We start from the raw sequence: 26,380 nt of genomic DNA on the forward strand, positions 1-26,380 counted from the left end.
CCCTCCCCCTACTCGCAGGAGTCCGACCCCGCCTCCGACTACCGGGCCGCCCGGCAACGGCTGTCCCGGCTGGACTATGACTCCGACCAGATCCGCACTCTTTGGGGGCGGCTGGGCCCTCAGTTGATCTCCCAGCTGGACAGCGGCGCCCTCTCTTCCCAGAAGCTAGAATACCTGCTTCTCCCCAACTGTTCCCCGGAGCTGCTGGAGCGCTGTCTGGCCTATGCCCGGACCGCTCCGGACCTGTCCCCGGAGCAGGTGGCCCTGCAAGTCCGCATCGGGCTGGACCGGCCCTTCTACACCTCCATGGAGGAGGTCCAAATTCTTGAGGATCCCGCCGTCCTGGTCAACAAATACCACCCCCTTCCCGCAGATTATGTACCGGAGCTGGAGCCTCTGGGCTCCTCCTACGGCTCCGGCTCTCTGGCTCCCGCCGCCGCCCAGGCCTTCCGGCAGATGGCGGACGCCGCCCGGCTGGAGGGCGTCTCCCTGCGCAGCGTGTCCGCCTACCGCTCCTACGCCACCCAGGACAGGCTCTACCGGGACTACCTCTCCCAGGGCAGCCAGCGCTGGGTGGACACCTTCTCCGCCCGGCCGGGCCACTCCGAGCACCAGACCGGTCTGGCGCTGGACATTAACGTGGCCCGGATCAGCGCCCACTTTGAGGACACGGCGGAGTTCGCCTGGCTCCAGGAGCACTGCGCCGAGTACGGCTTTATTCTCCGCTACCCAGAGGGGAAGGACGACCTCACCGGCTACCGCTTCGAGCCCTGGCACTACCGCTATGTGGGCACGGAGATCGCCCAGGCCTGTACCGAAGGTGAGCTGACGCTGGAGGAGTACACAGCCTCCCTCCCTGTCTCCGGGGATTACGAGGTCCCCGCCCTGTTTTGGCAGGGCGATCCTCTGGACCTGGGGCCGGGGGAGCTGCTGCTGGACGGCGTTTCCTACCTCTCCCCCCAGCACCTCGCCCCCTGTCTGGGCTGGTCCGTGGAAACCGACGGCCCACGGCCGGTCCTCACCGGCGGCGTACACCGGCTGGTCCTCTCCCCCGGCCGCAGCTGCCGGCTGGACGGCCGTTCCCTGCGCCTGGGGTCCCCCGCCCTGGAGCTGGACGGGTCCCTGTACCTCTCCCTGGACGACCTGTGCGCTCTTTTCTCTCTGGAAGCTGTCCCTGTGGACGGGGGACTGGAGCTGACGCATCTCCTCCCTGACCCGTTGATTCTTTAAAAAAAACCGCAGGACCCTCCCCAACGGGAGGGTCCTGCTTTTTTATGCGTATTATGCCCGGTCCCGGGCCACGATGACCCGCAGGCGTCCGCCTTCCGAGTCCGCCTTGTCGTACCAGCCGGTGAGGGTGAAATCCCCCTCCTCCGCCCTGGCCAGGGAGGACAGGTAATAGGCGCCGTTCCGGTACTCATAGACCACCACGCTGTCGGACAGGGTATGGCTGACGCCCTTGGCCATGAACCGGCCCTCCCGTACCTCCCCCGCTCCGGCGCTGGTAAGGGAGTTCAGACCGTCGGGTGACTGGAGGGTGCCTTTCAGCCGGACGGGCCCCTTGTCCACCGGATACCGGGTGGTAGACTGGGCGATCCGGCCGGTCTGACCGCCGAAATCCAGCTCATAGGTGTAGTAGGTGCTGAACTCCCCCACGTCCGCGCCCTCCCAGCCGGTGAGAATACCATACTGGTGCATGTCGCCGGTGACGTCGCTCAGGATCAGCCGGTCGATCTCTCCGGCGCTGTTTTTCGAGCAGTACCGCACCATGGAGCCGGACAGGCTCACCCCGGCCAGACGGCCTGGGTGGACCCGGACTCCCCGGCTGCCGCTGACGTCCAGAATCTCCACGTCTCCGGCCAGGGCGGTGTTCCCCACCTTGGTGCCGGCGGCGTTCACCGTTCCACTGAGGGAGGCGGCGGGCAGCTTTTTCAGCACGGTTTTCCCCGTGTCAGAGACCTGGGCTTGGACCAGGTCCCCTTCCTTCAGGCCCGACGGGGCCTCATAGCGGTAGCTTTTGCCGTCGGTGGCCAGTAAAAGGGCGGTCCGGGCGGTGTAGACGCCCCCCTTTCCGTCAGGATAGGCGCTGTTTTCTATGGCGGTGATCAATCCGATCTGGTCCGCGGTGTCGGCAGCCGCCTCCGCCACGGCGGCCACGCCGCCGTCCCGGCCCAAAAACAGGGTCACCCGGTCCCCCAGGCCGTATGTACCCAGGTCGGACAGGGCGTAGGCCGCCGCCGCGGTCTCAATGGGACAGGTCCGCCCCGCCACCGTCACCGAAGTGGGATCGGAGGCGGAGGGCTCCAGGGCCTGGACGGTGCCGGTGACCCGGTCGCTGTACGCCCAGAGGGTGTTCAGCCCCCGGTTCCAGTAGACCACGTCCAGCTCCTCAATGGCCGAGGGAAGGGAGGCCTTTCCCTCCCGCCAGACCTTGGCGTTCTGGACGGGGAACGGGATGGCCGACTGCCAGTCCCCCCGGGCCACCACCGGGCCCTCCATGGACCGGTTGATGAGGGCCACCAGGTCGATCTCCCCGGCGCTGTTCAGGCTGTGTCCCAAGGTCTCCAGATAGGGCCGCCCCTCTCTCGTCTCCGCCGTCATCAGGTTATAGAATAGGTACATGGCGTCCCTGCGGGTGAGGGGCTCGGAGGCGGCGGAGGCCGTCACGCCCCGGTCCAGCTTCAGACTGCGGTACATGGCCATCTGTCCCGTGGGATAGGCCCCGGAAAAGTCGGCGGGGCCATAGCCCAGCAGCCGCAGAACGATGGTGACCCCCTCGGCCAGATTGATCCGGCTGTCGGGTCGGAAGGTGCCGTCCGAATAGCCCGAGATCAGGCCGGCGGCCACCCCGGCCTCCACATAGCCGGAGGCCCAGTGCTTCCAGCTCACGTCGGGGTAGGGGGAGGAGGCCGCCTGGCCCACCTGCTCCCCGCCGGGGGATGCCTTCACCGCCATGGTGATAAACTCCGCCCGGTTCACCGGGCCGGACAGGTTCATGTCGCCGTTGGCGTCTCCCACCATGATGCCCAGGGCGTTGACCGCCCGGACCACCTCCCCCTCGTAGACAGCGGCCGGGGCCGCCCAGGCGGGGAGGGCCAGGGACAGGACCAGACATACCGCCAGCAGGGCGGCGGATACGCGATGCTTCTTCATCTTTCAAAACTCCTTTATGTCACAGTGAGCCGCGAAGAGCGGAGCGGGAAGATATGGAGAGGCCAAGGCCTTCCGTTCTCCTGATCTCCACGCCCAAATCAATCGTAGCGCAGGGCGTCGATGGGATTCAGCTTGGCGGCCTTATTGGCGGGCAGGTATCCGAACAGGACGCCGATGCCCACCGACACGCCGAAGCTGGTCAGAATGGCGCTCAAGGTGGGGGTAGCGTTGAAGGTGATCCCGCTGGCCCCCAGACTCTCCACCAGCATCCCGCCCAGCAGAGAACCCAGTCCCATCGCCACCAGGCAGCCGAACAGGATACCCAGCAGGCCGCCCATGGCCGAGGTGGTCCCCGCCTCGATGATGAACTGGCGGCGGATGTCCCGCCGCTTGGCCCCCAGGGATTTGCGGATGCCGATCTCCCTGGTCCGCTCGGTGACGGAGACCAGCATGATGTTCATGATGCCGATGCCCCCTACCAGCAGGGAGATAGCCGCAATGGCCACCAGCACCAGCATGGCGATGCCCATCATGGAGTTGATCATGTTCACCTGGTCCAGCATGGACTCGATGTAATAGGCATTATACCAGGCGTCCTCGTCCTTGTAAAAATCCTGGAGGAAGTCCCGCAGCAGGCTCTGGGCGGCTGTCACCGTATCCCGGGAGGTCGCGGTGATCTGGTACAGGGAGACATAGCGGCCGCCGGACAGCTGCAGGGCGTTCTCATAGGGGATATAGACCCGGTCGTCGCCTCCCCCCTCCCGCAGTTCGTCGCCTCTCTGGGCCAGCACGCCCACCACGGTATAGGGAATGCCGCTGATGGCCAGGGTCTTGCCCAGGGCGTCGCCCTGGAAGGCCTCCCGCTCCAGATAGGCGCCGATGACGCACACGTTCTGCCGCAGGGCCACATCCACATATTGCAGGTAGCGGCCCTTGGCAAGGGTGTCCCCGTCCAGGGTACTGCCCGTCTCCCGGCGGTACATGGCCTCGCTGACACCGTAGACGCCGGTCCGGGCAAATTCCGCGCCCCCCCGGCGCACCCCCTGGCCCCCGGAGACCCAGGGGCTGATGCCGCTGAACACCTGGGGATTCTCGTCGATAAAGGCGTACATCTCCTCCGGGGTGATATTGCTGGTGGTACCGTCGCCCATGCCCCAGGTGTAGGCGTAAATTTGGTTCACGCCCACCTTTTCCACCTGCTGCTCCACCATGCCGGTAAGTCCGTTGCCCAGGGAGATGATGATAATGACCGCCCCCACACCGATGATGATGCCCAGCATGGTGAGGAAGGAGCGCATCTTGCTGGTCTGGAGGGACTTCAGGGCCAGCTTAAAGGCCTGGGTCACATTCATGGCGTTTCCTCCTCTCCCTCTCCGGGCTGGACCACGGCACGGGGGTCGTGGGCGTCTCCGTCATAGATGACCTTCCCGTCCTGGAGGCGGATGATCCGGTCGGCTTTGACGGCGATGGAGTTGTCGTGGGTAATGAGGACCACCGTGTCCCCCTCCCGGTTCAGCTTTTTCAGAAAGGCCAGCACCTCCCGGCCCGTCCGGGAGTCCAGTGCGCCGGTGGGCTCGTCGGCCAGAATGACCGAGGGCTCCCCGGCCAGAGCCCGGGCGATGGACACCCGCTGCTGCTGGCCGCCGGACAGCTGGGAGGGCAGATTTTTTCGCTTGTCCGCCAGCCCCACCCGTTCCAGAGCCCGGAGAGCCCGCTCCTGCCGCTCCTCGGCGGCCACTCCGGCATAGAGCAGGGGCAGCTCCACGTTTTCCAGCACCGTCAGCTTGGGGATCAGGTTGTACTGCTGGAAAATAAAACCCAGCATTTTATTGCGGATCTCCGCCTGCCGGTCGTCGTCCATGGTGGACACGTCCACGCCCCCCAGATGGTAGCTGCCGGAGGTGGGCACGTCCAGACAGCCAATGATGTTCATGGCGGTGGACTTGCCGGAGCCCGACTGACCCACGATGGCCACAAACTCCCCCGGGTCAATGGCCAGACTGACGCCGTCCAGGGCGTGGACCTCCTCCTCCCCCATGGGGTAGATCTTGTATACATCTTTCAATTCAATGAGATGCTCCATGGGCTCAGCCTCCCGCCGGGGCGCCGGTCCCCGTATCCTGATAGGCGATGGTGTCCCCCTCGGCCAGTCCGGAGGTGATCTCAATGTAATGGTCGTCGCTGAGACCCAGAGTGACGGTCCGTTCCTCCAGCTTGGAGGGGTCCGCCAGAGTGCCGTCCTCGGCCAGGGCCTCCTTCGGGGCCACCAGCACCTTGTCCCCCCGGCTCACCGCCTCTACAGGCACGGTGAGGACCCCGGCGGCGGTGTCTCCCTGGATGGTAGCCGACACGTTCATCCCAGGCTTCAGCGCGCCGTACTCCTCCACCAGGATGGTGGCGGGGTAGGTGGTAAAGCCGTTGGTGGTGGTGCCGTTGATGCTTACCCGGTCCACCACGCCCCGGAAGGTCTGGCCGGGCAGGGCAGCGGCGGTAAGCTCCACCTGCTGGCCCGGCTGTATCTTGCCGATGTCCAGCTCATTGACGTTCATCGTCAGGGTGAGGCAGCTCAGGTCATAGATGACCGCCAAACTTCCCGAATTGATGCCGTCCACCTTGTCCCCAGCTTTCACATTTTTCTCAATGACGGTGCCGGAGATGGGCGCGGTGATGGTGTAGCTCTCCAGCGCGTCCCGGGCCCGCTGGCAGGTCAGCTGGGCGTTTTCCACCGAGATGGCGGCGGACTCCAGAGAATCCTTCAGTGCGGACCCTCCCAGGGTGGCCAGAGGCGTCCCGGCGGACACCCTGCCGCCGGCGGTGACCGGCACGTCGGTGACCTGGCCGGAGGTCTGGGCCACCACGGTCTGGCGGGAACAGGCCTCAAAACTTCCGCTGCCGGCACAGGCGGTCTCCCCCACCACGGCGGTGGCGGAGGTCTCCTCGGTCAGGGCCCCGGGGTTGGACACCCGAAGCTTTACCGGCCGCACCAGTGCGCCGCCCGCCCCCACCAGATCGGCGGAAGCCACCGACTCCACGGTGCCGGGCAGGGTCTCCAGCGTCCCGGCGATGGTCACCTGGGCGGACTGGCCGGGGGCCAATCCGGCAGCGTCAGCAGACTGGAAGGGCAGCGTCAGGGTCATCACCGAGGTGTCCGCCACTTCGGCGATGGGGCTGCCCGGGGACACCAGGTCCCCCTCCCGGACGTAGACCTGCTGGACCACCCCGGCGGCGGCGGCAGTCACCTTTTGCCCGGCCGCCAGCTGGTCGTAGCTCAGCTGGGCCTGCCGCAGGGAAAGCTGGGCCTGCTGAAGGCCTACCTCCGCCTCTCCCGCGTCGATGCGGTAGAGCAGCTCTCCCTTCTCCACCCAGTCCCCCACCTCCAGGGGGGCCTCCAGCACCTCGCCCGTGACCAGGGCGTCCACCTGGTAGGACTCGATGGCCCGGATCGTTCCCGCCCCGTCCACCGACGCCGTCAGGTCCCGGCGCTGGACGGTGTCCAGGCGGTACTGCCCCGCCTCTGTCCCGCCGGCGCTCCGGTCGGGCCGGAGGAAAAACCACCCCGCCGCCAGAGACGCCGCCAGCAGGACTGCCAGCGCTGGGAACCACTTCTTTCTCTTTTTGGACAGCTTGAGCTTGGGGACGCGCCCCCGTCCCGTCTCCTTTTTCCCGGGGACCTGTTCTCCGGTCCCCCGCTCCTTGATCTGAGTCGCTTCCATAAGTCAGTCTCCTTTGGGGCCCGGCGGAACACGGGCCTATGGTTTCAGATGTCATTGTAGCGGACAAAGCTTATATTCCCCGGAAGAAATCATAAAAGTTTCATTAAATTTCCATTTTTCTCCCGTTCGCCGTCCACGGTACACCTTCCACCAGGGGGAAAGTCAAGGGGAAATGGTCGAAAAAAAGCCGCCCATCACGGATGACCCACAGGGTCCCGCAACAGGCGGTCTTGATCGGTTCAGTTCAGTTCCAGACAGCTCAGGATGGCGGCGGCCACGCCCTCCTCCCCGTTGGCGGGGGCCGTCCGGCAGGCAATTTCTTTGATGGCGGCGGAGGCGTTGCCCATGGCGATGGGGGTCCCCACCGCTTTCAGCATGGGCAAATCGTTATCGCTGTCCCCCACGGCGGCGCAGTCCTGGAGGAGCACGCCGTACATCATGGCCAGCAGGGCCAGAGTCTTCCCCTTGTCCACTCCGGCGGCCACCACCTCGAAATCGTGGTCGTTGGAGCAGGTCAGCTCCACCCCCGGCAGGGCTTTCAGCGCCTCCAAGGGATAGGCGGACGGGTTCCAGTCCCCGTGGATCTTGGTCAGGGGCAGGCCGTGCTCCTCCATATAGGCCAGGGGGTCCTCCGTCACGACGGCGTTGTCGTGGAAGGCTGGATAGGGGTAGGTCCGCAGCAGGGAGTCCTTGGAAAAGGGGTCCAGCAGGATCTGGTCCCCGGCGAAGATCATCAGCTCGATCCGCCGTCCCAGGCACAGCTCCAGCACCTGCCGGTCCGAGGGCTCGGGGATATCCCGGCGGCGGAGGACCATGCCAGTGCTCCCGTCCACCAGGGCCGCGCCCCCCAGGCAGGAGATCAGGTTGTCACAGCCCGCCTCCCTGGCGAACCAGATGGCCTCGGGGATGGGCCGGCCGGTGTTCAGCACCACCCGCACCCCCTTTTCCCGGGCTTGGGCGATGGCCTCCTTGGCCCCCGGGGTGATCCTCCCCGACGGGTCCAGCAGGGTGCCGTCCAGGTCCAGGGCAATCAGTTTTATCATACAATCATCCTTCCGGTGGTGCGTTCGGTCCCGGGACGGCACCATCACTCAATTTCTAACGCTCACAAAAACAGGCTCCCCAGCTGGTACACCAGCATGGACATCACATAGGCGCAGCCCAGCTGCCACGCGATGGAGAACCAGGCCCACTTTTTGCTGTTCATCTCCTTGAACAGGGTGGACACGGCGGCCACACAGGGGACATAGAGCAGCACAAAGACCAGCATAGAGAAGGCAGACAGGGGGGTAAAGCCCGTCATCGCGGCGGCCACCTCTCCGCCGGACGCGGTGAGGGGGAAGCCGTAGAACATGGACAGGGAGGAGACCACCATCTCCTTGGCGATGAAGCCGGTGAGCAGGGCCACGGCGGCCTGCCAGTGTCCGAAGCCGCAGGGGGCGAAGACAGGGGCAAGGACCGAGCCCAGGGCCCCCAGCATGCTGTCCGAGGCGTCCGATACCATATGCAGGGAGAAGTCGAAGGACTGGAGCAGCCACAGCAGCATGGACATGAGCAGGATCAAGGTGCCCGCCTTGACCAGGAATCCTTTCACCTTCTGCCACACATGGGTCATCATATTGCTCAGGGAGGGCAGGCGGTAGGGGGGCAGCTCCAGCACAAAGGGGGCGGGTTCTCCGGCGAAGAGGGTGCGCTTGAACAGCAGACCGGACAGGATGCCCGTCACCATGCCGATGACGTACAGCCCGAATACCACCAGCCCCGCCCAAGGCCCGAAGAAGGCGGAGGCGATGAGGCCGTATACCGGCAGCTTGGCGGAGCAGGACATGAAGGGGACCAGCAAAATGGTCATCCGCCGGTCCTTCTCGTTCTCCATGGTCCGGGCCCCCATGATGGCGGGCACGGAACAGCCAAAGCCCATGAGCATGGGGATAAAGGCCTTGCCGGACAGGCCGAACCGCCGCAGCAGCCGGTCCATGATAAAGGCGGCCCGGGACATATAGCCCGAGTCCTCCAGGAAGGACAGGAAGAAGAACAGCAGGGCGATCTGGGGCAGGAAAGTGAGCACCCCGCCCACGCCGCCGATGATGCCGTCGCACAGCAGGGAGATGAGGACCTGGGACACACCAAGCCCGGTCAGCGTGCCGTTCAGCCACAGGGACAACGCGTCCATCCCCGCCCCCACCAGATCGGACAGCCAGGACCCGAAGGGTCCGAAGGTGACGGCGAACATCAGGAGCATGGTACACAGGAACAGGGGGATGGCAAAGACCTTGTGGGTGACCACCCGGTCCACCTTATCGCTGAAGGTGGCCTGACCGGCCCTCTGGCCCTTGACCACCGCGGCGGACACCACCTTTTCAATGTACTGGTAGCGGCTGTCGGCGATCAGGGTCTCCCGGTCCCCCAGGTCGCTGGAGTTCTCGTACTCCGCCACCACTTCCTCCAGCCGGTCCTCCACCTCTGAGGGCAGGGCCAGCGCCTTGGCCACGATATCGTCCCCCTCCAGCAGCTTGATGGCGGCCCAGTGGGCGGGCAGGCCGGCGGCGTAGGCGTAGTCGTGAATCAGCTCGCCCATGCGGTGGTGGATATCGTGGGTAAAGTCGTCATACAGGTCGTCAGGCTCGATGGTGCAGCCCAGGTGCATCTGCCGGTGGGCGGTGTGGAGCAGCTCCTCCAGTCCCTCCCCCGTCCGGGCGGTAATGGGGACCACGGGGACTCCCAGCTCCTTGGTCAGCCGGTCCACGTCGATCCGGTCTCCCCGCTTGTTCACCTCGTCCATAAAGTTCAGCGCCACCACGGTGGGCCGCTCCAGCTCCAGCAGTTGGACGGTGAGGTACAGGTTCCGTTCCAGGTTGGTGGCGTCCACGATGTCAACGATACAGTCAGGCGTCTCCCCGATGATGAAGTCCCGGGCCACGATCTCCTCCATGGAATAGGGGGACAGGGAGTAGATGCCGGGCAGGTCCACCACCGTCAGCACCTTTTCTCCCATGCGGGCGGTGCCCTCCTTCTTCTCCACGGTGACGCCGGGCCAGTTGCCCACATACTGGTTGGAGCCGGTGAGGGCGTTGAACAGGGTGGTCTTGCCGCAGTTGGGGTTGCCCGCCAGGGCGATGCGCATGGGGCGGCTGTCATGGGCGGAGGCGTCGTACCGGGAGCCGTGTTCCTCCAGCTCGTGCTCGTGGTCCCGCAGCTGACGGCGGACCGCCTCCGGGTCGCGGACGTGCTGGGTCATGGCGCTCTTCCGACCGCCCTCCCGCCGGGGCTGGCCCATGACGATCTGCTCCGCATCCGCCCGGCGCAGGGACAGCTCATACCCCCGGAGGCTCACCTCCAGGGGATCTCCCAGGGGGGCGATCTTGGTCACCTTCACCTGGGTCCCGGGGGTCAGCCCCATATCCACCAGGCGGCGCTTTACCGCCCCCGACTGGTTGCCCACCGACAGGATGATCCCGCCCTGGCCGGGAGCCAGGTCGTTCAATGTTTTGGTATCCGGCCGTTTTGTCTGTTCCATCAGTAAATCCCTTCTCTTGGATCAGAATTATCCAAGTAGATTATACGAGAGGCATCCCGGGTTTTCAAGACAAAGTTACCCATAACAAACTCCTCCGGGTGCAGAAAAGGAGCGCCCAAACAGGGCGCCCCTTTGTGCAGGTTTTAACGTCTGTTCCGTGGCGCAAAAAAGGAGCACCCCTCGGGTGCTCCTTTCATGCTCGCGTGATTAAGCCAAGGCGGCGGTGATAATAGCCATGGAATAGACCTCCTGGGCGTTGCAGCCGCGGGACAGGTCGTTGATGGGGGCGTTCAGACCCAGCAGGATGGGGCCGTAGGCCTCGAAGCCGCCCAGGCGCTGGGCGATCTTGTAGCCGATGTTGCCGGCGTTGATGTCGGGGAAGATGAAGGTGTTGGCGTAGCCCGCCACCTTGGAGCCCTTGCACTTGGTCTGGGCCACGCGGGGAGAGACCGCGGCGTCGAACTGCAGCTCGCCCTCGATGGGGACATTGGGCATGGCCAGTTTGGCCTTCTCGGCGGCGTTGCGCATCTTGTCCACGTCCTCGCCCTTGCCGGAGCCCAGGGTGGAGTAGCTCAGGAAGGCCACCTTGGGGTCAATGCCGAAGATCTTGGCACAGGAGACGGTCTCGGAGGCGATCTCCACCAGCTCGTCCTCGTTGGGCTTGATGTTGATGGCGCAGTCGGCCATGGCCAGCACGTCGTTGTCGCCGGTGGCGGAGGGGCGGACCAGAATGAAGCAGGAGGACACGATGGAGTTGCCCGGCTTGGTCTTGACCAGCTGGAGGGCGGGACGGACGGTGTCGGCGGTGGAGTAGGTGGCGCCGCCCAGCAGGGCGTCGGCCTCACCCATGGCCACCAGCATGGTGCCGAAGTAGTTGCCCTTCTTCAGCGCGGCGCGGCAGTCGTCCTCGGTCATCTTGCCCTTGCGCAGCTCCACCATGCGCTTGACCATGGCGTCCATGCCGGCATAGGTCTCGGGGTCGATGATGATGGCGCCCCGGATGTTGAAGCCGGCCTCCTCGGCGGCGGCCAGGACCGCGGCCTCGTTGCCGATGAGGACGGGGGTCAGGAAGGTACCGGACAGCAGACGGGCGGAGGCCTCCAGGATGCGGGGGTCGGTACCCTCGGTGAACACGATCTTGCGGGGATGGGCTTTCAGGATCTCGATCAGCTTCTTGAACATATATATTCCTCCAAAATTGAAATCTGGCGCGAAAATACGCGGCTTTCTGGTGACTATGGTAGCATCTCCCGTTTCAAAATGCAAGGGGATTCCCCCCACTTTTCCCTCCTTCTTTTTCGATCTATCCCGACCGCGCCCGCCGGCTTGTCCAAAGGCCCGCCGCCAAACGCCGTTTGGGCGTTCCGGGCCGCCTCCGCGGCAGGGGTGCGGGGCTGTCCCGCGCAGCTCACCCAGAATTTTTCCCCATTTCCCTCTTTACGCCATGTATTGTTTTCAGGTATACTATACCAAGTGTATTGCAGATTTTATGAGGTGAACGCTTGTGAACGAAGAATTTTCCCGCACCCTCTCCCTCCTCCGCCAGGAGAAGGGAGTCAGTCAGCGCACCGCGGCCGCGGCTCTGGGCATCTCCCAGGCTCTGCTGAGCCACTATGAAAACGGTATCCGGGAACCCGGCCTCCCCTTCGTGGTCCGGGCCTGCGACTATTACGGCGTGTCCGCCGACTTTCTCCTGGGCCGCACCCTCAGCCGGGACGGCACCACCATCGCTCCGGAGGAGCTGTACGACCTAAGCGACGAGAAGAACAACTCCATGCGGGGCGGCGTGCTGGCCCTGCTGTCCAAAAAGCTGCTGGTCAACTCCATCGGCGTGCTCTTCGACCTGCTGTCCAAGACCGGCAGCCGGGAGGCCATCAAGGCCGCCGCCAACTACCTGTCCACCGCCGTGTACACCATGTACCGCCGGCTGTATCAGGCCAACCCAGACAACAATCCCGACTTTTTCTCCGTCCCCACCCACTATTTCCAGGCCGGCTTGGCCGACGCGGACATGAAGTGCTCCGAGACGGAGCTGACCGACGCCCTGGCCGCCCTGGCCAAGGACAAGGCCCCCATGCCCGAGCTGACCCACGACGCCCTGGCCCAAAACTACCCGGTGCTGTACCAGTCCCTGCTCCAGGTGGTCCACAACACCGGCGAGCGGGTCAACGGCATCATGGCGGGGCGGAAGGACAAGTAAACCGTCAGATAAGAGAGGAAAGATTTTTCCTTCATCTGATCTTTTCCCGCGTAGGGCGGGGGCTTGCCCCCGCCGCCAGAAAATGGAGATCACACGGCGGGGACAAGCCCCCGCCCTATGCTCTCATATTCCACGGAGGTTTTCTTATGACCGATCAATCTAAGATCTGAAACTTTTCCATCATCGCCCACATCGACCTCGTCAGCGCACGCTCCATATCTCTCCAAACCGCCTGACGGCGGTTCCTCGCTCATTCCGCTGCGCTTCCTCTCCCCAACAAGCCATACCATGGTTTGTCGGGAGCCCCTGTCTTGATTTTAAAAACGCGCCATTCGGCGCGCCCCATCTGCGATGGGGCCCCGGGTGGATTTCCCTAAGGAGGCTTTTTATATTATGACCGACCAATCTAAGATCCGAAACTTTTCTATCATCGCCCACATCGACCACGGGAAATCCACCCTGTCCGACCGGCTCATCGAGCTGTGCGGAGCGGTGGAGCAGCGGCAGATGGAGTCCCAGCTCCTGGACAACATGGACCTGGAGAAGGAGCGGGGCATCACCATCAAGGCCCGGGCCGTCCGGCTGGAGTACAAGGCCCAGGACGGGGAGACCTACCATCTGAACCTCATCGACACCCCGGGACATGTGGACTTCAACTACGAGGTATCCCGCTCTCTGGCCGCCTGCGAGGGCGCGGTACTCATCGTGGACGCCTCCCAGGGCATCGAGGCCCAGACCCTGGCCAACACCTACCTGGCCATGGAGCACGATCTGGAGATCCTCCCCGTGGTCAACAAGATCGACCTGCCCGCCGCCGACCCCAAGCGGGTGAAGGAGGAAATCGAAAACATTCTGGCCCTCCCCGCCGAGGACGCTCCGGAGATCTCCGCCAAGCAGGGCATCAACATCCCCGCCGTGCTGGAGGACATCGTACACAACGTCCCCGCTCCCACCGGGGACCCCAAGGCCCCGCTGAAGGCACTGATCTTCGACAGCCAGTATGACCCCTATGTGGGGGTGGTGGTCTACTTCCGGGTCATGGAGGGCACCTTGAAAAAGGGCATGAACGTAAAGATGATGGCCTCGGGCGCCGCATACCAGGTCCTGGACTGCGGCTATCTCCGCCCCCTGGGCATGGACTCCTGCCAGGAGCTGACCGCCGGCGAGGTTGGCTGGTTCACCGCCTCCATCAAGAACGTGAAGGACACCCGGGTGGGCGACACTATCACCGGAGCGGATCAGCCCGCCGCCGAGGCCCTGCCCGGCTACCGCCCCGCCCAGCCCATGGTCTACTGCGGCATCTACACCGAGGACGGCAGCAAATATCCCGATCTGCGGGACGCGCTGGAGAAGCTGCAGCTCAACGACGCCTCCCTGTCCTTCGAGCCCGAGTCCTCCATTGCCCTGGGCTTCGGCTTCCGATGCGGCTTTCTCGGGATGCTCCACATGGAGATCATCCAGGAGCGCCTGGAGCGGGAATTTGATCTGGACCTGGTGACCACTCTGCCCTCCGTTATCTACGAGGTCACCAAAACCGACGGCAGCGTGGTCCGGGTGGACAACCCTCACAACTACCCCGATCCCGGTTCCATCTCTGAGGCCCGTGAGCCCTTTGCCAAGGTGTCCATCATCTCGCCCCCGGACTATGTGGGCAACATCATGCCCATGTGCCAGGACCGCCGGGGCATCTTTAAAGACATGCAGTATCTGGACACCAACTTGGTGGAGCTGCACTACTCCATGCCCATCGGAGAGATCATCTACGACTTCTTCGACGCTCTGAAGGCCCGCACCAAGGGCTACGCCTCCCTGGATTACGAGCTGGAGGGCTATGAAAAGAGCGACCTAGTGAAGGTGGACATGCTGCTCAACGGGGACCAGGTGGACGCTCTGTCCTTCATCGCCCACCGGGAAAAAGCCTATCCCCGGGCCCGCCGCATCTGCGAGAAGCTGAAGGAGAATATCCCCCGCCAGCTGTTCGAGGTCCCCGTCCAGGCTGCCATCGGCGGCAAGATCATCGCCCGGGAGACCGTCAAGGCCATGCGCAAGGACGTGCTGGCCAAGTGCTACGGCGGCGACATCACCCGAAAGAAGAAGCTGCTGGAGAAGCAGAAGGAAGGCAAAAAGAAAATGCGGACTTTGGGCACCGTACAGCTACCCACCGAGGCGTTTATGGCCGTGCTCAAATTGGACGAAGAATAAGGCATTTTCTTTTGGCCTTCCTGGGGCCCCATCACAGATGGGGCGGCGCAGCAGCGCCGTAAATTCAGAGCCGCTTCGCGGCGAGGAATTTGCGCAGGGCGAATTCACTTCGCCCGAGCATGTGAAAAAAACAGGGGCCCCCGCACGGCGTAAGCCGGGTGGGGAGCGGCAAGAAGAAAATGCGGACGCTGGACACCGTCCAGCTGCCCACTGAGGCTTTTATGGCCGTCCTCAAGCTGGACGAGGAATAAGAAGGAAGCGCCTGGGGTTCCAGGCGCTTCCTTTACAAGGATTTCCTTGTTTTTCATGGAGGCTGCGTCCGATGACGCTGCCTCCATCTTTCTTTAATCCGCTCCTTCGACGGACAGGACCGTTCCGGTAAAGGGGTCCACCACAGACAGCTCCCCGGTATAGGTCACCGTCACCCGGTCCCCCACTTCCCGGTCCTCCAGCCCCTCCGGGGCCCCGCCCTCAAAGGTCAGAGCGTAGCTGTCGCCCTGGTCGTCGGTGACCACGAACATGAAGTCCTTCATCTCATCCAGGGTCCCGGTCAGGGTCTTTTTCTCCCCGGACGGCTCGTCTCCCGACTGTTTCCCGCCGCATCCGGCGCAGGCCAGCAGCATCAAAACCGCCAGCAGACATCCAAGTACACGTTTCATTTCCTTTTCCTTTCTCATTTCAGCAGGTCGTCGTACACCTCCGCCGGGATGGTGAATTCCGGCATCCCCATGTAGCCGGGGGCGATGGTGTACTGGTCAAACACCAGGACCAAATTGCCGTCCCGGTCGAAATAGAAGTTCTGCTCCGGGTCGATGGCGGTGAACTCCTCGGGGAAGTAGGTCTTTGCGTCATCCGCCACGGACTGCTCCTCCATCTGCCGGCGCACCTCCCCGGACAGGGCGTCCACATAGTCCGCGTCCGCCCGGAACAGGTCCTTCAGCGTCACCACCTGATCGGTGGCCTTGTCGATGTGGTAGAACCGGCTGGTCTGCCCGCTGTCGGCCCGGGTCTCCACCGTATCGATACGGAGAGTGAACCAGGTGTCACTGTCCGTCACCACGGTGCCGGTCACGTCCAGGCCGTAATAGCCCTCCTGCCCCAGCTCCGCCTCACAGGTTTCCCGGAATTGGGCCATGAGCCGGTCGGTGTACGCCTGTTCACGGCTGTTGACCTCCTGGGCGGCTTGACCGCCCGCCAGCTCCGGCACGGCGACCTCCGCGCTGTGGAATCCGTCATCGTAGGTGTATTCCCGGAAGGTGACCACCCGCACCACAGCCCCCAGCACCGGGATCTCCGCCATGGCCGCCGCGGCCGTGGGGGACAGGTTGGGGATGGCGATGAACAGCGCCAGCGCCGCCGCAGCCCAGGCCGTCCAGCGGGACGCGGGGCGCGCGGGGTGTTTCTTCTCGGGTTCCTCCAAGGCGGCGCAGGCGGCAAATACCCGCCCGGCATAGCCCTCCGGCAGGGGGAAGGGTTCGTTTTTGGCCCGCTCTCTCAGTATCTCGTCAAATTGATCCATTGTCGCACCTCATTTCTCGTCCAGAAGCTCCCGCAGGCGGGCCCGTCCCCGGAACAGCCGGGTCTTGACCGCCGCCTCGCTGATGCCCAGCACACGGCTGATCTCCCGGATGGACAGCCCGTCGTAGTAGAACAGGGTCACCGGGGCCCGCAGCTCATCGCTCAGGGACAGCACCGCCTGCCACAGGGACAGCCGCTGGACATGGTCGGTCTCCGGAGCCGGGATCTCCCCCACCGCGTCCAGGTCCACCGTGCTCTGCCGCCTGCGGCAGGCGTCGTAGCACTTGTTGGCCAGAATGCGCAGCACCCAGGGCTTGAATTTCTCCGCGTCCCGCAGAGAATCCCGCCGTTCAAAGGCGGTGCAGATGGCCTCCTGCACCGCATCCTCGGCGTCCTCGTCGCTGCGGAGAATGGCTCTGGCGGTGCGGAACATGGCCTCCTGACAGCCGATGATCCGTGCGCAGAATGTCTCCTTGTCCATAACAGCTTGCGTCATATCCCTGGGATGGCTCCTTCCTGATGGGTAAAATGGAGGGGCGGCGCCGCCCCTCCGCGACCGGTCATAGAATAAGATGCTTTTTTTGGGGGAAAGGTAACAGGGCCGGAAAACTTTTTTCTCCGGGCTTTTTATTTTTTACCCTGCTCCCGGACATGGACCTTCAAAACCTGCCGGATATACCCGGGCAGCGTATAGCAATTCTCTTGTGACAAAATTTTCAGTTGCTCATAGAGTTCCTGCGGCATGGATACGCTGACCTTTTTCTTCAAAGTTTCTTTCATTACAGTCACCTCGCCCCCATTTTAACCTATTTCAGGTTAAAATGGAATACCCTGTTTCAGGTTAATACATACTGATATTGAGGTGATTGGTATGTATTCCAGAATCCGGGATTTGCGCGAGGACAAAGACATGTCTCAAACTGAATTTGCGAAACTGCTCGGAATGTCTCAGACCGGATACTCCAAATATGAGACCGGTGAAAATGATATTCCGACCAACATTCTCATTCAGCTTGCCCGCATACATGGCACCAGCACGGATTATTTGCTCGGCATCACCGATGTCCGCGAACCATATCCCCCATGCCGCTGATATGACTGGACATTTCCTGAAAAGGGCGGCGGCCCCAAGGGGCCGCCCTACGGGTCAAATCCGGGAATGGGCCGCGATACGGCGCAGTCCCATGTGACTGTCCCGTTCCGCCCGTTTTCCTGTCAAATGATATAAAAACCGGGACGCTGGGGGGCGTCCCGGTTTTGACATCATATGGGGAAAAATTACTTGGCGTACTCGATGGCCTTGGTCTCCCGCAGGAGGTTGACCTTGATCTGGCCTGGGTACTCCAGCTCGTCCTCGATCTTCTTGGCAATATCCCGGGCCAGCAGGACCATCTGGTCCTCGCTGATGACCTCGGGCTTGACCATGATGCGGACCTCGCGGCCGGCCTGGATGGCGAAGGACTTCTCCACGCCGTTGAAGGAGGAGGTGATCTCCTCCAGCATCTCCAGGCGCTTGATATAGTTCTCCAGGTTCTCACGCCGGGCGCCGGGCCGGGCGGCGGAAATGGCGTCGGCCGCCTGGACCAGGCAGGCCACCACGGTCCGGGGCTCCACGTCGTTGTGGTGGGCCTGGATGGCGTGGATGACGTTCTCGCTCTCCCGGTACTTCCGGGCCAGCTCCACGCCGATCTGGACGTGGGAGCCCTCCACCTCGTGGTCGATGGACTTGCCCAGGTCGTGGAGCAGGCCGGCGCGCTTGGCCTCGGCCACGTTGGCGCCGATCTCGGCGGCCAGCAGGCCGGCCACATGGCTGACCTCGATGGAGTGGTTCAGCACGTTCTGGCCGTAGCTGGTGCGGTAGCGCATCCGGCCCAGCAGCTTGACCAGCTCGGGGTGCAGGCCGTGGACGTTGGTCTCGAAGATGGCCCGCTCGCCCTCGGACTTGATGACGGCGTCCACCTCCCGCTTGGCCTTCTCCACCATCTCCTCGATGCGGGCGGGGTGGATGCGACCGTCCAGGATCAGCTTTTCCAGAGACAGCCGGGCGATCTCCCGGCGGACGGGGTCAAAGCAGGAGACGGTGATGGCCTCCGGCGTGTCGTCGATGATCAGGTCCACCCCGGTCAGGGTCTCCAGGGTGCGGATGTTCCGGCCCTCGCGGCCGATGATCCGGCCCTTCATCTCGTCGTTGGGCAGGGGGACGACGGAGACGGTGGCTTCCGCCACATGGTCGGCGGCGCAGCGCTGGATGGCCAGAGAGATGATCTCCCGGGCCTTGGTGTCGGCCTCGTCCTTGTAGCGGGCCTCGATCTCCTTGATCTTCATGGCCGACTCGTGGGTGACGTCCTCTTCCAGCTGCTTGAGCAGGTAGTTCTTGGCCTCCTCGGCGGTAAAGCCGGAGATCCGCTCCAGCACTTCCATCTGGTTCTTCTTGATCTCCTCCGCCTCGGCCTGGGTGGCGTCCAGCTTGGCCAGCTTGGCGGTCAGCTGTTCTTCCTTCTTTTCAATGTTATCAGTCTTGCGGTCCAAGGTCTCCTCTTTCTGCTGGAGCCGGTGCTCCTGGCGCTGCAGGTCCGCACGGCGCTCCTTGACCTCGCGCTCGTGCTCGTTGCGGGCCTTGAGGATTTCCTCCTTGGCCTCCACCAGGGCCTCGCGTTTCTTGCTCTCAGCGCTCTTATAGGCCTCGTTGACGATGCGCTTGGCCTCTTCCTCGGCGGAACCGATCTCCCGCTCCGCGGACTTCTTGCGCTGCTGGATGCCTGCCGGGATACCCACCGCCAGACCGATCACGATTCCGATGATCGCTCCGATGATATAGGGCAGCATGTGGTCTTTTACACCTCCAAAGTCATGTTAAGGCTGCGGCGGACCGCCGCAGCGCCCGTGTCCGGGTCTGGCCCTCACGGGACTTGTACATAAAATGAGCCGCAAGGCGCTCCGCGCCTTCCGGCTCTTCGCTCCCTTGCGACAAGTGAAAAACATCCCCAAAGTTTTTCATTTTTGTCCTGTACATATTGTAAAGGCAACCCGCTTCTCTGTCAAGATTTATTCACATTTAAGACAAAGGGTTTTCCGGGATTTTCTTGTTCTGTGACGGTGCTGCCCCGGCTTTTTTAGAAAAGCCACGGGCCGGAATTGAACTCCGGTCCGTGGCTTGATCCCGTCTCTTCGCCTTTTACACCTGCTGGGGCAGGGAGTCGTCCTCCCGGACCCAGTCCTCCACATGGACCACGGAGTAGTCCTTGTCTGTGTTGCGGATGACCACCCGGTCAATACCGGCGTTGATGATCAATCTGCGGCACATGGAGCAGGAGGTGGCGTCGTGGAGCAGCTCGCCGCTCTTGGCCTCCCGCCCGGCCAGGTACAGGGTAGAACCCAGGGTGTCCCGCCGGGCGGCGGAGATGATGGCGTTCATCTCCGCGTGGACGGAGCGGCACAGCTCATACCGCTGGCCGGAGGGGACGTTCATGGCCTCCCGGGCGCAGTAGCCCAGGTCCATGCAGTTCTTCCGTCCCCGGGGGGCGCCGTTGTAGCCGGTGGACACGATCTCGTCGTTCTTCACGATAATGGCGCCGTAGCACCGGCGCAGGCAGGTGGACCGCTCCAGCACGGTCTCGGCAATATCCAGGTAATAATTTTCCTTGTCGATGCGTTTCATGGGGGCCGTCCTCCCGTAAATTCAGTATTCTGGGTGCAGTATACCTTATTTTTCTCCCCCGCGCAAGACAAAGCGGCGGAAAAGGTCCCGGACCCGGGGCGAAATTTACATTTTGTTTACGAATGGCTCCTTGACGATTGAAGGGGGACGCGCTATCATTGTCTTAATCATTATCCCGGCACGTTTCCTCCGTGCCGGTCCCTCTGGCAGGCGTTACCGCCTGCCGTTCTTCTCGCTAACAAGGAGGTATCTCCTATGATCCGCAACGCCATCCAGCGGTTCATGTATGGCCGCTACGGAAACGATCAACTGAATGTATTCCTGATCGGTCTGTATCTGGTCCTGTATCTGCTGTTTTTACTCACCCGTTTCGTTCTCTTCGACTGGCTGTGTCTGGTTCTGATTTTTGTCACCCTGTTCCGCCTGTTTTCCCGCAACCTGACCCAGCGCCGGGCTGAGAACGCCCGGTTCATGCGGGCTGCCGGCCCGGTCATCCACTGGTTCCGGCTCCAGCGCACCATCCGCCGGGACAAGGAACACCGTTACTTCAAGTGCCCCAACTGCGGCCAGCAGCTGCGGGTCCCCCGGGGCAAGGGAAAGATCACCGTTACCTGCCGGGGCTGCGGCGCCAGTTTCCAGGAAAAAAGCTGAACCTCTTCACGGCCTGCCCTTTGGGCAGGCCGTGATTTTTTTGAAAATTTTTCCTGCGGCGCAACATTTTTCCCCCTCCTCCGTCTAACGTACTGAACCAAGCTGCTGACAGGAGGACCCGCCATGAGACCGGCCGCCAAACGCCCGTTGTTGTTGATACTGCTCCCTCTTTTTTGCTGCGGGCTCCTTTTTTTCTTCTGCTCCCGCCACTCCCTCTGCCTCTCCCCGGGCCTCTATCTCCGGGGGAACGGCGGCACGGACGTGGTCATCCTACAAAGCGGATCACCCATCATTATGCGCGACCGCTCCCGGGACGGCGCGCTCTTTGACGGCCTGTCCGACGGCGACCGGGTGCTGGTGCTCCATACCGGGATCGCCGAGTCCTACCCTGGACAGTCCACCGCCTACCTCTGTCTCCGTCTGGGGAGCGGTTCCGCCGCCGATCTGCCCGCCGACACCCTGGAGCAGCTGGCCCAGTTGGGCTGGCTGTCCGGACCCACATGAGCCCTTCCCTTTTGTTTTGTTCTGTGTTATACTAGATGTGGTATACTATATCCGTGTTGCTGCGGGCGTTGGCCCCTGCACACCCTGATCATTACAGCTGAGAGGAGTTCTTTTCATGAGCCCCAACTACGACATCGTCATTCTGGGCTGCGGCGAGGCGGGCATTTTTGCCGCCTACGAGCTGGCCCACCTTCACCCCGAGCTTAAGGTGCTGGCCCTGGACCAGGGCCAGGACATCTATCACCGCAGCTGTCCCATTGTGGCCGGCAAGGTCAAGGAGTGCATCCACTGCCCTGTCTGCCACACCATGTGCGGCTTCGGCGGCGCGGGAGCTTTCTCCGACGGAAAGTTCAACTTTACCACCGAGTTCGGCGGTTGGCTCACCGACTTTATGGACCCGGGCAAGGTGATGGAGCTCATCGACTATGTGGATTCCATCAATGTGGCCCACGGCGCCACCACCCAGTGCTTCTCCACCTCCACCCCGGAGGCCAAAGCCCTGGAGCGCCGGGCTCTGGCCTACGACCTGCATCTGCTCCAGGCCCGGTGCAAGCACCTGGGCACTGAGAACAACCTGCGCATCCTCACCAACATCTACGAGGGTCTGCGGGACAAGCTGGAGTTCCGGTTCAACACCGAGGTGGCCTCCATCGCCCGTGTCGATTCCGGCTACCGCCTGACGCTGGCCAAGGGGGGCGAGGTGTCCTGCCGCTTCCTGATTGCCGCCCCCGGTCGGTCCGGCGCCGAGTGGTTTGCCAACCAGTGCAAGGAGTTGGGCCTGGAGCTGCTGAACAACCAGGTGGACATCGGCGTCCGGGTGGAACTGCCCGCCACCGTCTTTGAGCACATCACCGACGTGGTGTACGAGTCCAAGCTGGTCTACCGCACCAAGCAGTACGGCGACCAGGTCCGCACCTTCTGCATGAACCCCTACGGCCATGTGGTGGCCGAGAATGTGGAGGGCATCAACACCGTCAACGGCCACTCCTACGCCGACCCCGCCCTCCGCTCCGAGAACACCAACTTCGCCCTGCTGGTGTCCAACCGGTTCACCCAGCCCTTCAATGAGCCCTACCGCTACGGCAAGCATGTGGCCTCCCTGTCCAACATGCTGGCCGGCGGCGTACTGGTCCAGCGCTTCGGCGATCTGGTGGGCGGCCGCCGCTCCAACGACCACCGGATGAACAAATCCTTTGTCCGGCCCACCCTCACCGCCGCCGTCCCCGGCGATTTGTCCCTGGCCCTGCCCAAGCGGCAGCTGGATGACATCATCGAGATGATCTATCAGCTGGACAAGATCGCCCCCGGCACCGCCAACTACGACACCCTGCTCTACGGCGCCGAGGTGAAGTTCTACTCCGCCCGTCTCCAGCTGTCCGAGGATCTGGAGACCGCCCTGCCCGGCTTCTTTGCCGCCGGCGACGGCGCCGGCGTCACCCGCGGTCTGGCCCAGGCCGGCGCCTCCGGCGTTCAGGCCGCCCGGGCCGTCTGCCGCCGTCTGGAGGAAATGGTCTGATGTAAGCGCCGCGCCGCCTGTCCCCCGGGCGGCGCGGCGCACCTTCATTTTGCGGGGCGCACCTTCATTCTTCCCACGCCACCCCCCGCTCCGGCTCTTATTTTTTGACATGTACCCGTACCACTCCGTGGATGTGCCCAATACCGTTATGCTCTGGCTCCCGTCCCCCTGTTCCCAAGGGTTATCCACATTTTCCACATGGTTTTCCACACGTGTTTATGTCAACTGAAATACAACTCCCCCGGATTTTTAGTTTCCATAACACCTGTCAAGGGTAAATATTCGCCAAAAAGATACAGCGGCACATTTTGCAGGAATTGGTTCCAATTCTGTCGGAATGTGTTCCTCTGTTAAAAACGGGAGGTCTCATCCTTGGAACGAGATACCATTGCCGCCATTTCCACTCCCCCCGGTCCCGGTGCCATCGGGATCCTGCGCCTGTCCGGCCCCCAGGCCGTGCAGATGGCGCAAAACTGCTTCAAACCCTTGGGCCCCAAGGGTTTGGCCGATCACCCCCCCCGCTATCTGGTCTACGGCGACCTGCTGGACAGCGGCGGGCAGCCCATCGACCGGGTGCTGTGTACCTACAGCCGGGGCCCTCTCAGCTACACCGGGGAGGACACGGCGGAATTTCATTGCCACGGCGCCCCTATGGTCCTGTCCCTGGGGCTGGACGCCCTCTTTGCCCAGGGGGCCCGCCAGGCCGGGCCGGGAGAGTTTACCCGCCGTGCCTTCCTCAACGGCAAGCTGGACCTGGCCCAGGCCGAGGCGGTGGGGGACCTGCTAGAAGCCAAAAGCCGGGAGGGCGCCCGCCACTCCGCCGGCCAGCTCACCGGCGCCCTGTCCCGGAAGATCGGGGACATCTACTCCGCTCTGGTGGACGTGATGGCCCACTTCCACGCCGTGCTGGACTACCCCGACGAGGACATTGACCCCTTCCGTATGGAGGAGCTGTCCGAGATATTGGGCCAACAGGCCGAAGAACTGCGCCGGTTGCTGGCCTCCTGCCGCCGGGGCAAGCAGCTGACCCAGGGCATCCCCTGCGCCATCGTGGGCCGCCCTAACGCGGGAAAGTCCTCCCTGCTCAACGCACTGGCGGGCTATGACCGCGCCATCGTCACCGACATTCCCGGCACCACCCGGGACACCCTGGAGGTCAGCGTGGAGCTGGGGGGCCTGCCCGTCCGGCTGGTGGATACCGCCGGACTCCGGGATTCCGACGACCCCATCGAGCGCATGGGGGTGGAGCGCAGCCGCCGGGCCATGGAGGAGGCTGAGCTCATCCTGGTGCTGTGGGACAGTTCCGTCGCCCCCACCCAGGAGGACGGGGAACTGCTGGAACAGGCCATTGCCCTGGCCCCCACCATCCTCATCCACACCAAGACCGATCTGCCCTCCGGCCCCGTGCCCTTCCTGAACCTGGACCCTATGCCCCCCGTGGTGGAGCTGAGCACCAAGACGGGGGAGGGCCTGGATGCTCTGGAGCAGGCGGTGGCCGCCCTGTTCCCCCGGGACAGCCAGGTGCCCTACGGCCAGCTGCTGTCCAACCAGCGCCAGGAGGAGGCCGCCCGGCGGGCGTTGGAGGCGGTGGTCCGGGCCTGGGAGGCCCTGGAGGCCGGCGTCACCCCAGACGCCCTCCTCACCGACGTGGAGGAGGCCCTGGGCGCCTTGGGCGAGCTCACCGGCCAGTCCGTCCGGGAGGATATCACCGACCGGATCTTCGCCCGGTTCTGCGTGGGGAAATAATTGTGCCGCCCGGCGGCGCTCCATCTTCTACTTGCCCAATTTACTGCGCTGTAGTATAGTATAAAACAATGAGTCGGCGAGGGGACCGGTCAGGCCGGTCTTCTCGCCGGACGCCGTGTCCGGAGGATGGGAGGATTCATAAAATGAAGCCCGAACTGCAGCTGTTTGAATCAAATCCGATCATTGCGGCAGTGAAAGACGGGGCGTAGCTGGAAAAGGCCCTCTCCTCCGACTGTGACATCCTGTTTTTTCTCTTCGGCAGCATTTGCACCATCCCCGGCCTGGTGGCCCGGGCCAAGGAGGCGGGCAAGCTGGCCTTCGTCCATCTGGACCTGACCCAGGGGCTGTCCGGGAAGGAGGTCGCTGCCGACTTTATCCAGGCGTACACCCGGGCCGACGGCGTCATCAGCGCCCTGTCCGCGGGCGCCCAATGTATCTCCACCACCTGTGAGGCTTTGTGGCGGGATTTGTGACGACGCGGCAAACAGCACAAAAAATTTTTTATCTTTCGAAAAAAATATTGCATTTTCCACAGGATGCTGTTATAATCAGGGCAACTGAACTGGTTGTGAGAGATGAGTGTGACAACTGCAGTGAACACTGAAGTTGTTGCGCTCTTTTTTCTTGCGCGGGGCGCGAAAAAACAGAAAAGGAGATCTTGACAATGGAAACCAGACCCTATGTATCCTGGGAACTGATGAACAATTTTATGATCGATGTATTTAAGGCTTACGGCGTTCCCGAAGACGACGCCAAGATCTGCGCCGACGTCCTGCTGGAGTCCGACCGCCGGGGCATCGAGAGCCACGGCTGCAACCGCTTTAAGCCCATCTATCTGGACCGCATCAAAAACGGCACTCTGCTGCCCGTGACCAAGATCGACATTGTGAAAGAGACCCCCACCACCGTAGTCATGGACGCCAACAACGGCATGGGCATGGTAGCCAGCTACAAAATGATGGAGATGCTCATCGAGAAGGCCAGGCAGTACGGCATGGCCGGCGGCACCATCTTCAACTCCACCCACTACGGCATCGCCGGCTACTGGACCACCATGGCGGAAAAGGCCGGCATGATCGGGATCAGCGGCACCAACGCCCGTCCCTCCGTCGCTCCCACCTTCGGCGTGGAGCCCATGATGGGCACCAACCCCTTTACCTTCACCATCCCCACCGATGAGGAGTTCCCCTTCAACTTTGACTGTGCCACCTCCATCGTCCAAAACGGAAAGATCGAGTTCTATGAGCGCATGGGCAAGCCCACCCCGGCGGGGCTGGTCGTCACCAAGGACGGCGGCACCATGACCGACTCCGGCCAGATTTTGAAGGATATGCGCGCCGGCAAGTGCGCCCTGCTCTCCATCGGCGGTATCGGCGAGGAGACCGGCGGGTACAAGGGCTACGGCTTTACCACCATCGTCGAGATCCTCTCCTCCGCGCTGGCCGGCGGCCCCTTCATGAAGGAGCTCAGCGGCAAAAACCCCGACGGCAGCAACAAGATGTACCGTCTGGGCCACTTCTTCTTTGTCATCAACCCCGAGTTCTTCATGGGGGTGGACACCTTCAAGAAGACCGCGGGCGACATCTGCCGCGGCCTGCGCGCTTCGGAGAAGGCCCCCGGCGCCGACCGGATCTATACGGCGGGCGAGAAAGAATACCTCGCCTGGCAGGACCGCAAGGACAAGGGCGTACCGGTAGGCGACGCCATTCAGAAGGAGCTGATTGGGCTGCGTGACGAACTGAAGCTGCCCTACCACTTCCCCTTTGAGGATTGATCGAACATAATTTATAAAATTGGAGGGTACAAATCATGGATTACGCAAAGGAATCCCTGCGCCTGCACGGCGAATGGAAGGGAAAGATCGAGGTGATCGCCACCGTCCCCGTGGCCACCAAGGACGACCTGTCCCTGGCCTACACCCCCGGCGTGGCCCAGCCCTGTCTGGAGATCCAGAAGGACCTGAGCAAGAGCTATGAGCTGACCCGGCGGCACAACCTGTGCG

22 protein-coding genes and 1 pseudogene are annotated in these 26,380 nt (G+C 63.0%); 11 read left to right on the forward strand and 12 right to left on the reverse strand.

Annotation, left to right across the window (positions count from 1 at the left end):
- Nucleotides 1-1,230 (forward strand): M15 family metallopeptidase (locus I6E39_RS09170; RefSeq protein WP_235381292.1); only part of this gene is annotated, 1,230 nt, incomplete at its 5' end.
- Between the two features lie 51 nt (nt 1,231-1,281).
- Here the strand turns inward: I6E39_RS09170 and I6E39_RS09175 are convergent.
- The 7 genes from I6E39_RS09175 to pta all read right to left on the reverse strand — a co-directional run bounded on the left by I6E39_RS09175 (nt 1,282) and on the right by pta (nt 11,565).
- Nucleotides 1,282-3,153, reverse strand: coding sequence for an S-layer homology domain-containing protein (locus tag I6E39_RS09175; protein WP_235381293.1), 1,872 nt, complete (start codon nt 3,151-3,153; stop codon nt 1,282-1,284).
- 98 nt (nt 3,154-3,251) lie between these two features.
- Nucleotides 3,252-4,505 carry an ABC transporter permease gene (locus I6E39_RS09180; RefSeq protein WP_235381294.1) on the reverse strand — a complete coding sequence of 418 codons (1,254 nt, stop codon included), beginning with the start codon at nt 4,503-4,505 and terminating at the stop codon, nt 3,252-3,254.
- Nucleotides 4,502-5,236, reverse strand: coding sequence for an ABC transporter ATP-binding protein (locus tag I6E39_RS09185; RefSeq protein ID WP_235381295.1), 735 nt, complete (start codon nt 5,234-5,236; stop codon nt 4,502-4,504). Before I6E39_RS09185 ends, I6E39_RS09180 begins: the two co-directional genes overlap by 4 nt.
- A gap of 4 nt (nt 5,237-5,240) precedes the next feature.
- On the reverse strand, nt 5,241-6,866 hold the full coding sequence (locus I6E39_RS09190) for an efflux RND transporter periplasmic adaptor subunit (RefSeq protein ID WP_235381296.1): 1,626 nt from the start codon (nt 6,864-6,866) through the stop codon (nt 5,241-5,243).
- Between the two features lie 239 nt (nt 6,867-7,105).
- Nucleotides 7,106-7,909 carry a Cof-type HAD-IIB family hydrolase gene (locus I6E39_RS09195; protein ID WP_235381297.1) on the reverse strand — a complete coding sequence of 268 codons (804 nt, stop codon included), beginning with the start codon at nt 7,907-7,909 and terminating at the stop codon, nt 7,106-7,108.
- 62 nt (nt 7,910-7,971) lie between these two features.
- Complete coding sequence (gene feoB / locus I6E39_RS09200; RefSeq protein ID WP_235381298.1) at nt 7,972-10,383, reverse strand: ferrous iron transport protein B; 2,412 nt, start codon at nt 10,381-10,383, stop codon at nt 7,972-7,974.
- A 207-nt stretch (nt 10,384-10,590) separates the two neighbouring features.
- Nucleotides 10,591-11,565, reverse strand: coding sequence for a phosphate acetyltransferase (gene pta / locus I6E39_RS09205; protein WP_268842265.1), 975 nt, complete (start codon nt 11,563-11,565; stop codon nt 10,591-10,593).
- 322 nt (nt 11,566-11,887) lie between these two features.
- Here pta and I6E39_RS09210 point away from each other — a divergent pair, with 322 nt between their 5' ends.
- Both I6E39_RS09210 and lepA read left to right on the forward strand, forming a co-directional pair.
- Nucleotides 11,888-12,583: a helix-turn-helix domain-containing protein gene (locus tag I6E39_RS09210; protein ID WP_235381299.1), complete on the forward strand. Its 696-nt coding sequence runs from the start codon at nt 11,888-11,890 to the stop codon at nt 12,581-12,583.
- 393 nt (nt 12,584-12,976) lie between these two features.
- A complete protein-coding gene (gene lepA / locus I6E39_RS09215) occupies nt 12,977-14,785 on the forward strand; it encodes a translation elongation factor 4 (protein ID WP_235381300.1) in 1,809 nt (602 codons plus the stop codon).
- Nucleotides 14,786-15,129: 344 nt separating this feature from the next.
- Here lepA and I6E39_RS09220 read toward each other — a convergent pair whose 3' ends face one another.
- Genes I6E39_RS09220 through I6E39_RS09230 form a run of 3 tightly spaced genes read right to left on the reverse strand, consistent with a single transcriptional unit; the run spans nt 15,130 to nt 16,799 of the window.
- Nucleotides 15,130-15,444 carry a DUF1344 domain-containing protein gene (locus I6E39_RS09220; protein WP_235381301.1) on the reverse strand — a complete coding sequence of 105 codons (315 nt, stop codon included), beginning with the start codon at nt 15,442-15,444 and terminating at the stop codon, nt 15,130-15,132.
- 14 nt (nt 15,445-15,458) lie between these two features.
- Nucleotides 15,459-16,304 carry an RsiV family protein gene (locus tag I6E39_RS09225; protein WP_235381302.1) on the reverse strand — a complete coding sequence of 282 codons (846 nt, stop codon included), beginning with the start codon at nt 16,302-16,304 and terminating at the stop codon, nt 15,459-15,461.
- A 9-nt stretch (nt 16,305-16,313) separates the two neighbouring features.
- Nucleotides 16,314-16,799, reverse strand: coding sequence for an RNA polymerase sigma factor (locus tag I6E39_RS09230; RefSeq protein WP_235371483.1), 486 nt, complete (start codon nt 16,797-16,799; stop codon nt 16,314-16,316).
- A 375-nt stretch (nt 16,800-17,174) separates the two neighbouring features.
- On the opposite strand from I6E39_RS09230, the gene I6E39_RS09235 reads away from it, so the two are divergent.
- Nucleotides 17,175-17,396, forward strand: a complete 222-nt coding sequence (locus I6E39_RS09235) for a helix-turn-helix domain-containing protein (RefSeq protein WP_235381303.1) — start codon at nt 17,175-17,177, stop codon at nt 17,394-17,396.
- Between the two features lie 185 nt (nt 17,397-17,581).
- On the opposite strand, the gene rny is transcribed toward I6E39_RS09235, so the two are convergent.
- Complete coding sequence (rny, locus tag I6E39_RS09240) at nt 17,582-19,129, reverse strand: ribonuclease Y (protein WP_235381304.1); 1,548 nt, start codon at nt 19,127-19,129, stop codon at nt 17,582-17,584.
- 349 nt (nt 19,130-19,478) lie between these two features.
- Complete coding sequence (locus I6E39_RS09245; protein WP_235381305.1) at nt 19,479-19,961, reverse strand: deoxycytidylate deaminase; 483 nt, start codon at nt 19,959-19,961, stop codon at nt 19,479-19,481.
- A 255-nt stretch (nt 19,962-20,216) separates the two neighbouring features.
- Here I6E39_RS09245 and I6E39_RS09250 point away from each other — a divergent pair, with 255 nt between their 5' ends.
- The 7 genes and pseudogenes from I6E39_RS09250 to I6E39_RS09280 all read left to right on the forward strand — a co-directional run.
- The gene (locus I6E39_RS09250; protein WP_235381306.1) at nt 20,217-20,612 is read left to right on the forward strand and encodes a hypothetical protein; all 396 of its coding nucleotides are present in this window, start codon (nt 20,217-20,219) and stop codon (nt 20,610-20,612) included.
- Between the two features lie 294 nt (nt 20,613-20,906).
- Nucleotides 20,907-21,116: a YobA family protein gene (locus tag I6E39_RS09255; protein WP_235381307.1), complete on the forward strand. Its 210-nt coding sequence runs from the start codon at nt 20,907-20,909 to the stop codon at nt 21,114-21,116.
- A 115-nt stretch (nt 21,117-21,231) separates the two neighbouring features.
- Nucleotides 21,232-22,632: an NAD(P)/FAD-dependent oxidoreductase gene (locus tag I6E39_RS09260; protein WP_235381308.1), complete on the forward strand. Its 1,401-nt coding sequence runs from the start codon at nt 21,232-21,234 to the stop codon at nt 22,630-22,632.
- A gap of 372 nt (nt 22,633-23,004) precedes the next feature.
- Complete coding sequence (mnmE, locus tag I6E39_RS09265) at nt 23,005-24,378, forward strand: tRNA uridine-5-carboxymethylaminomethyl(34) synthesis GTPase MnmE (RefSeq protein WP_235381309.1); 1,374 nt, start codon at nt 23,005-23,007, stop codon at nt 24,376-24,378.
- A 209-nt stretch (nt 24,379-24,587) separates the two neighbouring features.
- Nucleotides 24,588-24,851, forward strand: coding sequence for a glycerol-3-phosphate responsive antiterminator (locus I6E39_RS09270; RefSeq protein ID WP_268842266.1), 264 nt, complete (start codon nt 24,588-24,590; stop codon nt 24,849-24,851).
- 191 nt (nt 24,852-25,042) lie between these two features.
- A complete protein-coding gene (locus I6E39_RS09275; RefSeq protein ID WP_235381310.1) occupies nt 25,043-26,152 on the forward strand; it encodes an Ldh family oxidoreductase in 1,110 nt (369 codons plus the stop codon).
- Nucleotides 26,153-26,187: 35 nt separating this feature from the next.
- Nucleotides 26,188-26,380 (forward strand): annotated as a pseudogene (locus I6E39_RS09280) (NAD-dependent malic enzyme); the annotation flags it as partial.

The sequence above is a fragment of the Pseudoflavonifractor phocaeensis genome, from assembly GCF_021531375.1.
Classification (GTDB): domain Bacteria; phylum Bacillota; class Clostridia; order Oscillospirales; family Oscillospiraceae; genus Lawsonibacter; species Lawsonibacter phocaeensis_B.

Bases quoted from the DNA above. Each gene is read 5' to 3' on its own strand.
- I6E39_RS09230 (WP_235371483.1), bottom strand. From the start codon at position 16,799: ATGACGCAAGCTGTTATGGACAAGGAGACATTCTGCGCACGGATCATC.
- I6E39_RS09250 (WP_235381306.1), top strand. From the start codon at position 20,217: ATGATCCGCAACGCCATCCAGCGGTTCATGTATGGCCGCTACGGAAAC.
- I6E39_RS09195 (WP_235381297.1), bottom strand. From the start codon at position 7,909: ATGATAAAACTGATTGCCCTGGACCTGGACGGCACCCTGCTGGACCCG.
- I6E39_RS09255 (WP_235381307.1), top strand. From the start codon at position 20,907: ATGCGCGACCGCTCCCGGGACGGCGCGCTCTTTGACGGCCTGTCCGAC.
- rny (WP_235381304.1), bottom strand. From the start codon at position 19,129: ATGCTGCCCTATATCATCGGAGCGATCATCGGAATCGTGATCGGTCTG.
- I6E39_RS09175 (WP_235381293.1), bottom strand. From the start codon at position 3,153: ATGAAGAAGCATCGCGTATCCGCCGCCCTGCTGGCGGTATGTCTGGTC.
- I6E39_RS09220 (WP_235381301.1), bottom strand. From the start codon at position 15,444: ATGAAACGTGTACTTGGATGTCTGCTGGCGGTTTTGATGCTGCTGGCC.
- I6E39_RS09235 (WP_235381303.1), top strand. From the start codon at position 17,175: ATGTATTCCAGAATCCGGGATTTGCGCGAGGACAAAGACATGTCTCAA.
- I6E39_RS09225 (WP_235381302.1), bottom strand. From the start codon at position 16,304: ATGGATCAATTTGACGAGATACTGAGAGAGCGGGCCAAAAACGAACCC.
- I6E39_RS09275 (WP_235381310.1), top strand. From the start codon at position 25,043: ATGGAAACCAGACCCTATGTATCCTGGGAACTGATGAACAATTTTATG.
- pta (WP_268842265.1), bottom strand. From the start codon at position 11,565: ATGTTCAAGAAGCTGATCGAGATCCTGAAAGCCCATCCCCGCAAGATC.
- I6E39_RS09245 (WP_235381305.1), bottom strand. From the start codon at position 19,961: ATGAAACGCATCGACAAGGAAAATTATTACCTGGATATTGCCGAGACC.
- I6E39_RS09180 (WP_235381294.1), bottom strand. From the start codon at position 4,505: ATGAATGTGACCCAGGCCTTTAAGCTGGCCCTGAAGTCCCTCCAGACC.
- I6E39_RS09190 (WP_235381296.1), bottom strand. From the start codon at position 6,866: ATGGAAGCGACTCAGATCAAGGAGCGGGGGACCGGAGAACAGGTCCCC.
- feoB (WP_235381298.1), bottom strand. From the start codon at position 10,383: ATGGAACAGACAAAACGGCCGGATACCAAAACATTGAACGACCTGGCT.
- I6E39_RS09260 (WP_235381308.1), top strand. From the start codon at position 21,232: ATGAGCCCCAACTACGACATCGTCATTCTGGGCTGCGGCGAGGCGGGC.
- lepA (WP_235381300.1), top strand. From the start codon at position 12,977: ATGACCGACCAATCTAAGATCCGAAACTTTTCTATCATCGCCCACATC.
- I6E39_RS09185 (WP_235381295.1), bottom strand. From the start codon at position 5,236: ATGGAGCATCTCATTGAATTGAAAGATGTATACAAGATCTACCCCATG.